Source organism: Mesotoga sp. UBA5847 (assembly GCF_002432735.1).
Classification (GTDB): Bacteria; Thermotogota; Thermotogae; order Petrotogales; family Kosmotogaceae; genus Mesotoga.
Genome location: NZ_DJGL01000009.1, coordinates 1 through 13,200, shown reverse-complemented (window position 1 = coordinate 13,200; position 13,200 = coordinate 1). Strand labels below are relative to the sequence as shown.

The window sequence follows — 13,200 nt, the reverse complement described above, 5'->3', positions numbered from 1 at the left end:
CTGCACGGGATCTGGTTTTGAGAACGATCCAAGGATCGAGATCCTGGCCAAGAAGCACGAGGATGACGAAGTGAGCTGGTTCTGATAAACTGGATTTTGTCATTCTTTGCGTGATAGGGGTTCTAGCTCTTTGATCTTGACCAACCACCAACCACGTACGACCAACAACCGCTCTTAGCCCAGCCTTGCGTCCGCCGGTGTTCTTTGGCGCCTTGCGTCTTATTTCAACAGGGACCGGCTCTTCTCATGTCCTCTCGTGAGCGCAGCGAACATTTCGAAAATGCTATTTCTCGTCAGATCAAATAAACAAAAGATACCCTGGCGAAGTATCTGCATTTTTTTGAGCCTGTAACCCAAGGTATTGTTGGGAGTTTCCTGTTAAGTCATCAAAATGCTGAGGACTCTCAGCTGAAAGATCGACATTTCTGCCTGCCTCAGAAGGAGCTTAGACAAAACATCAGGTCTGTCGGTTATTATCGAAGCAACTCCCATTGATGAGTATCGATTCATTGCCTCCGTGTTGTTCACTGTCCAAACATGGACATCTCTCCCCATTGATCTTGCTCTCTGTATGAATCTATCATTCAAGATTGTAGTGGATACACTGTAGAAGTCCACATCTACCGACCAAACGAGGCTGGTCAGATACCCTACAACAAGTCCAATAGGTATCTCTGGAGCAAGCTCTCTGACAGTGGTCAATCTTTCAATACTTGTAGACGTGATGACCACCCTGCTCTCAAAGCCCATCTCCTTGACTAACTCTATCGTTGCCCTAGAGATCTCTGGAGAGTATCCATAATCTTTAAGTTCAATGTTCAATTTCACACTTGGCGGAATCCCGGTCATGTACTGAATGACTTCTGCCAGGGTTGGAACTCTCTCCCCGGCAAACTCATTTGAAAAGCGACTACCTATGTCGAATTCGGCGATATCGGCGTAGGTAAGGGTATGGACTCTTTCTCCGACACTTGCGACCTTTGATAGCGACCTATCATGATTTAGAACAAGCACTCCGTCACGTGTCATCTGTACATCGATTTCGATTATGTCTGCACCATCCTCAATTGCGATTCTAACCGCGCTAAGCGAATTCTCAGGCGCTTTGAATGAACTTCCTCTGTGAGCGGTGACCAAAGGCAGTTCAATCTCGGAAACAACTAGAAAACGACCCAAGTATCCGAAGAAGACTCCCTGAATGACTAGAATGATTAGTAGAGGGAGTAGCCAGGGCCTTCGAATCACAACAGGTCTATCAGCAACAGCATCCTTTCTTAGCAATGTTTGAGAATCAAGGACTTCTCCTTCTTTTAGCGCAAAGAAGAGCCTGGTTGTCAAAATAGAATAAAAGATAGATATCCCTATAGAGACAGCCGTAGTAGTCATTGTCTCAGCTGAAGCGAAAATGGAAAGCTTCAGGATATTCATCGATGTGGGTTCATAGCTCGATCGGATAACAACATCTCTCGTGATCCTAAAGACGAAGGAATTGCCGATTATCAGCAGCAGAGAGGGAGTCCAGAATGCCAACATGCTTAGCAACACCTTCTTTGTGTTGCCGTTTACCAGGCTTGTGCTTGCCCTGAGAGCACCGGCAAATGTCTTTCGATCCAGAACGGCGTAGTGAATCGCGAAAATCCAGGAGACAAGAAGTCTGATCATTATCATCAGTGATATTATCGCTGCCATCCAACCAAACGGTCCAGTAACTACAGATGGATACATTCCGACAGGGAGCTCTCTCGAAAACGCTCTCTGCAATACGGGAAGAATCCTCAATGCAGGCAAAATGCACAACAGGAAGATCCCCGATTTAAATGAAGCTAATCCAAGAAGTCTGGGAAGAATCCTTAGAATCCTCGCAAGCACAGATCTTACTCTCTCTTCTCGTTCTTTGAGCGCGGCAGCCGAAAACTTCACTAATCCGCTCTGTTCAAATGAAAAACCAAGCAGCCACAAGAAAGCCACCGTTAAGACAATGACTAATCCAGGAAAACTCTCTGCAAGACTCAAGAAACTCCAGTCAAAAACCATTTTTCTGCCGGTGAAAGAGAACAGAGAGCCAAGCAAAAGGGCAATTAGTGGTACTGTCAATGAAGAGAAGGCAACCTTCATTAGAACCATGAAAGTCACAGACTTCGAAGGCATTTTCAGAAAAACATGATACATCATCTTTGCCCCTATCTTCGCAATGAGAATAACCTCCCACAAACGCGTCTCTCTTATAATATCAAAATCACCAAACGTCAGGACCGACCAATTTGCCAAACGTTGTATTTTGATATGCGTAACTGTGAAGAAGTTCAATGTATAATCCTTCATATGTTTGCTTTGGATGACAGCTAAAATATAAGAGTACAATGTTATTGATGTCGATTATGATAATTTCAAGTCATTTCGGCTATTGATTCGAATAGGGGTTTTTCAGTACGATAGATTGAATAACTGTTCTTAATTGATTCTTGATGGGGAAGTCATACCTTATTAAAGAGCGGTGATGCTGAAGTGGATAGCACTGTTCTCGAAACCGTTGTAACAAAAGTGAAAGACGGCATGTCTGCAATAACCGTTACTCCAGTGAGACTTATTTCAAGACTTGAGCCCGGTAAGGAGTATCCTTCACCTGGATCTTTTATTCTTCGATCAGTAGAGAGTGCCGGGGAGGTTATTGAAAGTGCGGATGTAATAGTCATCACTTCAAAGATCGTTTCAATTCTGGAAGGAAGATGTTATGAGCTAAGTCAAATAAGGCCCTCGCTACGTGCGAGACTGCTTGGGAAGCTCTTTGGGGAGCAATCCTCGAAAGTAGAATTGATTCTCAGAGAAGGGAGAATATTAGCTGTGTTCCCTTACAAGTCTGTGTTAAAGAACAAGGTAATCAGAAAGAGAATGCAGCAGGTATCAGTTGATCAAAGCAAGAGTGAGAAGGTTATTGACAGCTTTAGAAACGTGTTCATGATAAGAAAATATGGTGTCTATCTTGATGAAGGCGGAATAGATGCGTCCAATCTTCCGAAAGGATGAGTATCTCTCCTCCCAAAAGATCCGTGTGAGAGTGCTGAGAAGATCCGTCAAGAAATCGAACTGCTTACAGGTAAGAAAGCAGCAGTGATCATTACGGACACCATAGCATCGGTTGGGAAGACCGGTTCACTTGATGTCTCTATTGGTTTCTCTGGAATTGATCCTTTATCTAGAGAACATGCAAGAACTGATCTGTTCGGAAAGCCAAAGTCCGGTGGTATGGACATTGTTGTCGACTCCATTGCTGCTTTTGCAGGTACAGCTATGGGTGGCTTTGATGAGTGTTCGCCCATATGCATTGTGCGAGGTCTTAATTATAGATACACTGAAATCAAGTATGACTTTGATTCAATCACATATCCTGCAAGTGTCACAATCAAGTCCTTTATCAAAATGATCATTCCGAACTTGATACTATTGTTAGCGCTGCTAATATCTGTCCCGTTTGGAAGAAACAATCAAACCTAGTCAAATGTAGAATGACAGACTTTTCGAGAAAGCGGTCCGGCAGACAAAATGTTATTGTCGCTTATCCATCGGTTTGCTCCATTCAAATGACATAAGATAGACGGCTCCAATGAAAGATCTAGTTAGCTCGTAATGGATCATAATTAAATCTACTCAAGAGAGAGAGTTAATGCATCAAAATAGAATCTATTCAAAATCGAATTGAAGGAGATTAAGAACACCTCCCTTTGAGTTAGATTTAGACTTCATTATCTGTATATCAACGAGTAATTCCTGAGAATGTGCTATATTACTCTTGAGTATATATAAATCTAGGGCTTCGTGAACCTTGCGAAGCTCATTTTTTTTGCTTTCGATAATTAGTATTACTTGCAGTATAATAATAATAATGCGCACGCAAATGATTCAATATACGTACTACTTTGGAAAGCTTTGTCAACTTATGGTGAGAGACCATAAGTCTGGAATATTGTTGTCTGGGTGAATGATTTGAAGAAGAGAGAACATGGAGCGATAAGCGTTGTGCAGGCCAGAAGAAGAGAAAAGGCCTACTTGCATTTGACTTCAATAGCTACGGTAGTCGGTTTGCTTTCGGTCAGTCTTATTATCATAGCAAACCAAATGTCGGATAGTGTTCTTCAGAACCCTGAGTCCGTAAGACTAGTCTTCGTCATGGGAGTAGCATTGGCTCCGGTTTCATTCGTAATTTACATCTTTGCTCATATCGCTGCAATAGCTGCCCAAAGAAGGGGATGGAATTTCGTCGTTGGGTTTCTTTCTTCACTCCAAACCATTATCTCTCTTTTCTTTGCCAGAGACATTCTTCTCATCGACTCTTCCTCAAGACTAAGCTATCAGACGCCTAATTGGTCGTCGTATGTACTGTGGTCTATTCTTATAGCGTCTCTTCTGCTAACTTTGACTCTCGGCATTTACTCAAGGAAGAGTGTATGAGTCGGTAATCTCTCCAAATATGAGTGAATGGTATGAGTTATCACCATAGAAAGTACTGGCAATACTTCCATTAAGGGCTAGCGGTGTTAGTGCTTCTTTCGATATGACACGACATTCCAGCACTTTGTCTGCCTCACCTACCACTACAATCGATGGTGAAATTCCCTCTTGAGGGGTTAAGCCTGTCTCTTTGAATTTGTCGAAGTATTTTCCACTTCTTGTTCCGCAGAAATTAAGTGCCTCTTGCCACTTCGCCGACATGAAGTTAACCGAAAAGCCGTCACTGCTCCTGAAGAAATTATGAGTGAATCTGCTTGGCCTGATCATGGTAATAAAAACAGGACGATTCCACGTGTATCCCAAGAAGCCCCAGGCAACTGTCATCAAGTTAGTTTCTACTCCGTCTGTCACACCTATTAGCACCCTTCCTGATTTAAGATACTCCAGTAGCTCGGTCGAGTATTCCGGAAAACTGAATTCAGTCATGCTGACCTCCTATTACAAAAACGACGTGGGGATCCCCCTGTCGCTAAATCCTCTTCAGTTGATTCGCGATCTCTGTGTAGTCAGGCTCAACTCTAGGATCATCTGAGACCCATGTGTAAGCGATCTTGCTATCTCTGTTCACAATGAATACAGCTCTCTTAGAGACAACTAGTCCCTTCACGCCCGAAAAGTCCTGGTGTACTCCTCCGTATTTCCTAGATACCTCCCCTGCTACATCAGACAGAAGTTGGAAGGAAAGGGAATTCTGCTCCTTAAAGGCTTTGTTGGCAAAGGGACTATCCATACTTATTCCAAGAATCACAGCATTCATACTCTCGAAATTGGCCAGCGAGTCTCTGAATGTGCAAAGCTCTTTCTGGCATACACTTGTAAATGCTCCCGGATAGAAAACAAGAACTACTTTCTTGCCTAGATATTCATTGAGTTTATACTCCTTAAGATCCGAACCGAAAAGCGAGAAGTCTTCTGCCTTTTCTCCCTTAAGCAACATTCTATATACCTCCTAATAACCGTCTATAATTGTCATATTAATTCTAGCAGATGATAAGCATGATACATAGAAGAAACACCATGCATCCTCCGTCGACATTGACAACCTGGCCGTATTTGCCATTCGGCTCAGACTGAGCGCCCCCGCGGCACACGGAAGTGCTTGCTTATGGCTGCTTCCTCCCGGACCTGACCAGGTTCGCAAGTTCCCATTGCGCAGGACTCAATCCTCAACACCTTCAGACAAACCGACACCAAACCGGCAAAGCCTCGGAAGGCATTCGGCCCCGCGTATGGCGGATTTCGGGTACAGGGAACCGCCAGCTCCCCGCCTAGCATGGTGTAACTACATTATATATTCTGACTTTACAGCTTTCAAGTGCTCCTTAGTTGTTTAGTCTAGTAAAGTCAATTCCCAAAACGAGTACACTCTTATGAGAATAGGTTCTTCTTGTGCCTGGCAAAATCATTCTTCTAACTCCGGCGGCCTTGAGTCTTGCGAGCACTTCATCGGTAAGATCATTATCTGATGCCATCACCGAATCCTGAAGGTCGAGATTCTCAAAGTCATAATTCATGAGCTCTGAGTAGCTCAGTCCACTCTTCAGAAGGGCGCTCTCACCCTCTCTGAAGATGGATAAGTTGTTCGCTCTATTCACTCTAGAACAGAAAAGAGCAAGCTTATCGTCATTCTCAAGATCGTAGTCCTTCATTTTATATGATAGTTCTCTCACGAAGTAATTCCCGAAGCCTGAGTAAGTCTCTTCTGAGAGAGACACCGCTTCGTGCGCAGGAGCAGTGAGTATCATAATATCTCTTTCGCGTGCAGCAAGAATTGCATCACGGTCGAAAACTCCGCCAAACGCTTCAACCCCGTCCTCGTGAAGCTTCTTGATGGTATCTCCATCAATAGCAAAAGTAGATGCAAACATCGTGTCTGGACCACCTTCCGAATAACCGTCACGTAGCTTGCCGGCAAAGACCTTCGTTATCTTTCCCTTGTCTAGAAAGACAGAGATATTATCACTGTAGTAATAGAGCTCCATGAATACATTCATGTTCCTCAACTGAGACTTCTTCAGCCCCACAGCCGGATTACCGATCTGAACCTCGTCCAATAGGCCGGGTTCTTTTGAGAGCTTCAGGAGGTATGCCTTCTGAGAGGGATTGTCCCCGTACAGAAGCTGCATAACGTACTCCATAACTGTGTAATCATATTTTTCAGAAGCGAAAATCTGAGAGAGCGCCTTATGAATAGACGAATTATAGAGCATTGCCGCATAGATCGCTTTCAGAGCATACCTTCTCCTCTTCAGAAGAAGAACATCGCCACATTCTTCCAGACTCTCTATCACTTCATCATAGTCTGTCGGATCGGAAATGACGACTATATCCCTGTGATTCTTGGCACCTGCCATAAGAAGTGCAGGTCCACTCACATCGATCTCCTTAGAAAGGTTCAACTCATCGGGTGATTTCTTCACTGCAGACTCAAAGGGCTTGAGGTTCAGGATTATTATGTCAAAGGGAAGAATCGAATGTTCCTTCATCTCCGTCATGTGTGAGGGAAGATCCTGGATCGCAAGTATTCCTCCGATTATCCTCGGATGAATCGCCTTAAGCCTCCCGTCAAATATTGATGGAAACCCTGTGTAGTCTGCAACCTTTATTGCATTGATGCCATGATCTATAAGATATTCCGCGGTGTGATCTGTAGCAACTATCTCCACCCCATTAGAGGCGAGATAGCCCGCGATCTTCTCCACTCCCGACTTGTTGTGAACACTTATAAAGGCACGCTTAATATTCATCAGGCACCTCCCTGTGATTAGTTTATCATCAATTTGTACTCCAAGACTTTTCGATTGGTTCGAAGAATCTTATTGAACAAGGCATATACTTTACTATCACATGCCCTTGGGTCGGGCAAGGATAGCGGGGGTAACATGACTGAAAAAGAGCTAATTCAAAAGAGTGAATCTGGGGAAATTGGTTTTGCAAGGCTTCAGATAACAGACATTAACGGGATGCTGAAGAATGTAGAAGTGCCCGCAAGGATGCTGCCAACTATTCTTGAGAAAGGCGCTATGTTTGATGGTTCTTCAATTGATGGGTTCGTGAGAATCGAAGAGTCCGACATGTATCTAAGGCCTGATCTATCGACTTTCGCTTTACTTCCATGGGACAACGGCAACTCTAATACGATAAGGCTGATCTGCGACGTGTACAAACCAGATGAAGTTCCATTTGATGGAGATCCAAGGTATATACTGAAAAAGGTCATCGAAAGAGCGAGAAAGATGGGATTCGAAGCTTTCGCAGGGCCAGAACCGGAGTTTTTCATTGTTAGAAGGGATAGTTCTTGTGGAAAACCCGTTGGCAAAATGCTTGATACAGGGAGTTATTTCGACTTACTTCCCGTCGATGGAGGCGAAGAAGTTCGAAAACAGATTGTAATGTCGCTTCAAGAAATGGAGTTTGAAGTTGAAGCCGCGCACCACGAAGTAGCTCCATCTCAACATGAGATAGACTTCAGATACACCGACATTCTGAAGACAGCGGATAATATTCAGACATTCAAGTGGGTGGTGAAGACAATAGCTATCATGAACGGTTTTCACGCCACGTTCATGCCCAAACCCTTTTCCGGAGTGAACGGATCTGGCATGCACATTCATATGAGTCTCTTTTCTGAAGGCAAGAATGCCTTCTTCAATCCAAGCAGTCCACACGGTCTGAGTACCATTGCACTGAACTTTGTTGGAGGTCTTATCTTTCATGCAAGAGAAATCACCTCAATAACTAACCCCACAATTAACAGTTATAAGAGGTTGGTGCCTGGTTACGAAGCTCCTGTAAACATTTCCTGGGCTCTGGGCAACAGAAGTGCGATGATCAGAATTCCCAGCACTAGAAAAGAAGGTACCAGGCTGGAATTCAGGAGCCCTGATCCCACATGTAATCCCTATCTTGCACTTGCTCTTACACTCGCAGCCGGGCTGGACGGGATTGAAAAAGGTATTGAACCACCAGTCCCAATAGATGAAAACATCTTCAACATGAAGGGATCAAGAAGGAAGGAGCTTATGATAGAAAGCCTTCCGGGCACTCTCTGGCAATCTCTTGAGTTCACAAAAAACAGCGAATTTGTTAGAGACACTCTAGGCAAGCATGTCTTTGATACTTTCATGAGATCTAAAGAAAGCGAATGGAGCGAGTTTTGTGCTTCGGTAACAGACTGGGAAACCAGCAAGTATCTTGAGCTCTACTAGTGAAGTCTAGCCTCGAACATTGTCGATATCTAAGAAGGAACTCGACAGCTGAATCGGTGAGAAGATGCCTAGAATGCTTGGGTGTCTCGTAAACGCTTGGTCACACTGCTTGCAGGCCAAAGGCTAGACAATTTCTTCGGTTGTCTTTCCGGGTCAGAACGACCCGAAATATATGAATCGAAGCGATCGGCCAGAGATTTTGAATGCAGAACGGAAGCGACAAAAACGAATAACTGAAAAGAGCTTTAAAGGTAAACACAACTGGAAACCGGAGAACAAAAAAGCCCGGGGATCCCCGGGCTTGTGTTCATAAAGAGTTCAATTGCCACAAGTAGAGCAGCTTCCACCAGAGCAGGATCCGCAGCTTTCGGAACCTGAAGAACAGCCAAAGCTTGAGATGTTGGTTATCTGCTTGGAGAGGCTGCCCCCACATTTCTCGCAAGGGGGCACCTGAGAGTCAATCTTCAGAAGAAGGCTCTCTTCATTACCGCAATCTTCACAGACAAACCTGTATAAAGGCAAATAACACACCTCCCTTATCACTCAGATGCAACATCGATTTCGTCCACCAGCACTGAAGGAGAAGTAACACGATAAATGGAGGAGATTGGATCGCACCCAACTTCAGCAATTCCATTATAGACCTTCAATATGTTTGAGGATATTGTGAACTGCTCAATTGGATTACTGATCTTACCGTTTCTGACATAGAACCCGCTGGCACCAAGAGAAAACTCTCCTGAGACCTGATTTGTTCCTGAATGCAGACCCGTTAAGTCGGTCACAAATATCCCTTCTCCCATAGTCTCGAGAAGTTCGTCAAAACTCTTCTCTCCTCTCTCAATAACAGTATTGACGGGAGCAATGGAAGGCTTTGCTCTGTGAGTTCCTCTCACTGAATTGCCTGTTGACTTCTTCCCATCCTTTTTCGCAGTTCTCAGATCATATAAGAAGGTCATAAGTTTTCCATTCTCCACGATCGCTTTCTTGGAAGTCGGAAAGCCTTCGTCATCAAAAGGCTTGCTATAGGGACTTTCGGGCAGTAAAGGATCGTCATAGACAGTCAGCCTGCTTGATCCAATTACTGTTCCCTCTTTTCCCTTCAAAACCGAAAGCCCTCTCTGAACGTTATCTGCTGAATACATAGACATGAAGGTCCCAAATAACTGTCCAAATACGTCGTTCCTGAAGATTACTCTGTACCTTCCGCTCTTGACTTTTCCAGCACCCAGCTGTTCCACCGCTCTCCTGGAGGCCTCGTGACCGATTCTCTCGACATCAAGCTCCTCAGGTCTTCTAACAAGTGAAAAGGAAAAGCCCGTCTTCTTCGATTTCTCATCTTCCGCAAGGCTCACAACGACAGCAAATCCATAATCGCTCTTATACGTTTTGTTAAGACCTAGGGTGTTGACGATAACAAGTTCCGACCAGCTGTCTGCAGTTCTGCAAGTTGGAATCATAACGATTCTCTTGTCGTAGTCCAGCGCCGATTTCTCCAACGCTATCACCGTATCGATCTTTTCCTTGACTGATTTCTTCTGAAAGTCTCCTGAATAACCATCGAATTGCGCATAATCGCCCGATCCATCGTGAAACACATATACATCTTCTCCACTTGCTACAGAATAGTTCTGAAAAGCCTCATCGACCAGCAGTTCTGCAGCTTCTTCGCTAAGAACCTCGGAAAAAGCAGCTCCGATCTTTCCGCTCTTAAGTCCTCTGAAGTACACTTCTGTCGAACTGGCATCCTTATACGAATCTATTTCGCCGTTCAGAGAGCTCAACTGGAATTCTCCACCGCTTGAGTAATATATTTCGGATTCCTCGAACCCTCTCTTTCTGGAGATTTCGAAGGCTTTGTCAGCGAAAGTCTTGATATCCATCAGTTTCGCCCCCCAACTATCAATTCAGACACTTTCACAGTGGGCTGACCTACATCGGCGGGAATCGAGCCAGAGATAGATCCGCACATTCCCTGACCTCTCGCCAGATCATTACCGACCATGTCTATCTTCGTGAGAACCTCATCGCCCTTCCCAATTAGAGTCGCACCGCGTACCGGCCTGGTTATCCTGCCGTTCTCTATCATGTAACCTTCCATAACTGCAAAGTTGAATTCACCCGTGGATGGCATCACGGAACCGCCTCCAAGGGATTTTGCGTACAGACCGTAGTCTGTTGCTGCGATTATTTCCTCCGGATAGTACTCTCCCGGAAGGAGGAAGGTGTTGCTCATTCGAGATGTCGGAGCGTATGTGTAATCCTGCCTCCTGGCACTTCCAGTGGGCTCCATTCTCATCTTTATCGCTCCGAGGCGGTCAATCATGTAGTTTTTGAGGATTCCCTTGTCTATTAGAAGATTCCTTCTTGTCGGTGTCCCTTCGTCATCTACATTTGCCGATCCCCAAGCATTAGGTATCGTCGGGTCGTCTACGGCAGAGACACATTCATTTGCTATCTTCTGTCCCAGTTTCCCTGCAAAGACCGACGCCCCTTTTGCTACTCCGGTTGCTTCCAGGGCATGACCACATGCCTCATGGAAGATAACCCCGCCAAATTCATTGGAGATTATGACAGGCATCTTTCCCGCAGGCGCATACTCAGCCTTAACCATCCTGTCGGCGATTCGAGCAGCTCTTTCACCAGCGGCCCTCGGGTCCTTGATATTGAAGAACTCAAACCCCATTGCACCTCCCGGACCATAGAAACCCGTCTCCATATTGCCGTTCTTGGTAGCAACAGCGGATATCGCCAATCTTGTCCTTGAACGGTGATCCTGCGCTTTAACTCCTTCGGAGTTATAGATCCAGACATTTTGATCATACTCGATGTAATTCACGACAACTTGAGATATTGTGCTTGAGAAAGTCGAAGCTCCCTCATGAGCAAGCTTCATAACACCAACTTTTTCCTTTTTCGGAACGCTTTCGGGTGCATGAAGAACCGGACAAAGATCAACGTACTCTCTCTCTCTGAAATCAATTACGGTATCGACATCTCTTTCTTGATCAATGACCGCCTTAAGCCTATCCGCAACTTTCATAAGACCATCAAGTGAAAGGTCGTTTGTGTAAGCATAGATACTTCTTGTCCCCTTAAAGGCTCTCAATCCTGCTCCAAACAATTTCCCCGAAACGCTTCCTTCCACCTCACCTTGAACCATGCTTATACTTCCCGTGTATCTATCTTCCAGGAAGATTTCTGCAAAATCCGCTCCGCCAGACAATATCTTAGTGATAACCGCGGAGTATGCTTCATCTGAATACATGATGCACCTCCATTCTTGTTAGGTATTCTTACTATTTTACAACATTATGAGTAGTGAGGTACGTGTAATTAGAAACTCGCTTAAGAATCTATAGTCTATGACGCCTGAAAAGGCTTCTGGCGGCAGCATATTTCAGCGCTATCGGTTTTCCGGAAAGCCCCCTCACAATGAATCTGATAGTTATAGCTCCAATTACTATGGCTCCTCCAATCATTGGTAGTTTTCCCGGGACCTCTCCCATAAAGAGAAAGACCCATAGTGGGCTGAGAATCGGTTCTATCATGAGTATCAGGACTGCTTCCAGTGCAGTAGAATGCTTAATCGCTTCTGAATAGAAAACATATGACAAACCAAGCTGTGCAACACCCAGTATAATAAGGTTTACCCAGCCTGAAAGACTCGGAAGAGAACCGATAAGAAAGGGAATCCCAACAACGGCAGTAAGGATATTTCCTAGCAGCACAGACTCTATCGGAGACCCATCCTTTTGGAGTCTCATAAATACGTTGAACAGAGCGAAAGTAACTCCGCTAGCTACTGCCATAATGTTTCCAACCATACCTCTGCTATCGAGGTTTTCAAAGAAAAAGAGCGCCATGCCTCCGAAGGCAGTCACAATGGTAATCCAATCAAGAAGCCTGACCCTTTCCTTCAAAATCCAGGCGCTTAAAAGCGCAACATATATGGGAGCAGTCGACTGCAGCAAAATCGCGTTTGCAGCTGTCGTCATTTTATTCGCTGAAACGAACAGGATCACTGTGATTGTGTAGGCTAGAGCCGAGGCTATCTGCGAAAAAGACCAGGTGAACTTTGGTTTTCCGAGAGCAACAAGTATTACTAAGGAGGCAATAATACTTCTCATTCCGGAAATCGCAAGTGGATTTGAGTCTACATTTTTGATCAACAGACCTCCCGTACTCCAGAGAAGACCCGTAATAACTAGGAAGAATGTCGACTTGGCCTTAATAGACTTCTTGTTGCCCCGGATCATAAATTAACCTCAAATATTGAGCGTAAAGTCCCATGGAAGAAGAATACAACAGACACTCTTGGTTGACAAGCTGCCAATCATTGAGACTTCGACCGTACCGATGCCGTCGTTGACGTGACCGGGGTTGGGGATTGCAGGTTGAGGTGTGCCAAGCGAGATCACTTGGCCGTTGAATGGATTTCCGTTCTCCGACAAGAGAGAATGAGAAAGAGCGGAATAAGACGCAA

General features: G+C 44.8%; 11 protein-coding genes, 1 other RNA gene and 1 pseudogene. 3 read left to right on the top strand and 10 right to left on the bottom strand.

Annotated elements, in window-relative coordinates; translation table 11 throughout:
• Positions 1–378: 378 nt before the first annotated feature.
• Entirely contained in the window at positions 379–2,211 is a 1,833-nt protein-coding gene (locus B3K91_RS00655; RefSeq protein WP_292593832.1) for a glycerophosphodiester phosphodiesterase family protein, read from the bottom strand.
• 342 nt (positions 2,212–2,553) lie between these two features.
• Between B3K91_RS00655 and B3K91_RS00650 the strand changes: the two are divergent.
• A pseudogene (locus B3K91_RS00650) lies at positions 2,554–3,492 on the top strand (coenzyme F420-0:L-glutamate ligase).
• 480 nt (positions 3,493–3,972) lie between these two features.
• Positions 3,973–4,446: a hypothetical protein gene (locus B3K91_RS00645; protein ID WP_292589020.1), complete on the top strand. Its 474-nt coding sequence runs from the start codon at positions 3,973–3,975 to the stop codon at positions 4,444–4,446.
• Here B3K91_RS00645 and B3K91_RS00640 read toward each other — a convergent pair.
• From B3K91_RS00640 to B3K91_RS00625, 4 genes are all read right to left on the bottom strand, one after another.
• Complete coding sequence (locus tag B3K91_RS00640) at positions 4,429–4,932, bottom strand: flavin reductase family protein (RefSeq protein ID WP_099830236.1); 504 nt, start codon at positions 4,930–4,932, stop codon at positions 4,429–4,431. The two genes, B3K91_RS00645 and B3K91_RS00640, sit on opposite strands and share 18 nt — an antisense overlap.
• A 43-nt stretch (positions 4,933–4,975) precedes the next feature.
• Positions 4,976–5,443, bottom strand: coding sequence for a peroxiredoxin (locus B3K91_RS00635; RefSeq protein ID WP_103133747.1), 468 nt, complete (start codon positions 5,441–5,443; stop codon positions 4,976–4,978).
• A 78-nt stretch (positions 5,444–5,521) separates the two neighbouring features.
• Positions 5,522–5,783, bottom strand: an RNA gene (gene ffs, locus B3K91_RS00630) — signal recognition particle sRNA large type.
• Positions 5,784–5,828: 45 nt separating this feature from the next.
• A complete protein-coding gene (locus tag B3K91_RS00625) occupies positions 5,829–7,253 on the bottom strand; it encodes a phosphoribosylaminoimidazolecarboxamide formyltransferase (RefSeq protein WP_292589015.1) in 1,425 nt (474 codons plus the stop codon).
• A gap of 135 nt (positions 7,254–7,388) precedes the next feature.
• Between B3K91_RS00625 and glnA the strand changes: the two genes are divergently transcribed.
• Positions 7,389–8,714: a type I glutamate--ammonia ligase gene (gene glnA, locus B3K91_RS00620; protein WP_292592282.1), complete on the top strand. Its 1,326-nt coding sequence runs from the start codon at positions 7,389–7,391 to the stop codon at positions 8,712–8,714.
• Between the two features lie 318 nt (positions 8,715–9,032).
• Here the strand turns inward: glnA and B3K91_RS13645 are convergent, their stop codons facing one another.
• The 5 genes from B3K91_RS13645 to B3K91_RS00600 form a co-directional block, all read right to left on the bottom strand.
• Positions 9,033–9,245, bottom strand: coding sequence for a zinc ribbon domain-containing protein (locus tag B3K91_RS13645; RefSeq protein WP_366934700.1), 213 nt, complete (start codon positions 9,243–9,245; stop codon positions 9,033–9,035).
• A gap of 8 nt (positions 9,246–9,253) precedes the next feature.
• On the bottom strand, positions 9,254–10,597 hold the full coding sequence (locus B3K91_RS00615; protein WP_292593830.1) for a TldD/PmbA family protein: 1,344 nt from the start codon (positions 10,595–10,597) through the stop codon (positions 9,254–9,256).
• Positions 10,597–11,982: a TldD/PmbA family protein gene (locus B3K91_RS00610; protein ID WP_292589009.1), complete on the bottom strand. Its 1,386-nt coding sequence runs from the start codon at positions 11,980–11,982 to the stop codon at positions 10,597–10,599. The genes B3K91_RS00615 and B3K91_RS00610 overlap by 1 nt, the downstream gene beginning before the upstream one ends.
• Before the next feature lie 88 nt (positions 11,983–12,070).
• Positions 12,071–12,973 (bottom strand): DMT family transporter, encoded by a 903-nt coding sequence (locus B3K91_RS00605; protein WP_292592285.1) that lies wholly within the window; start codon positions 12,971–12,973, stop codon positions 12,071–12,073.
• 9 nt (positions 12,974–12,982) lie between these two features.
• Positions 12,983–13,200 (bottom strand): hypothetical protein (locus B3K91_RS00600; protein WP_292593828.1); only part of this gene is annotated, 218 nt, incomplete at its 5' end.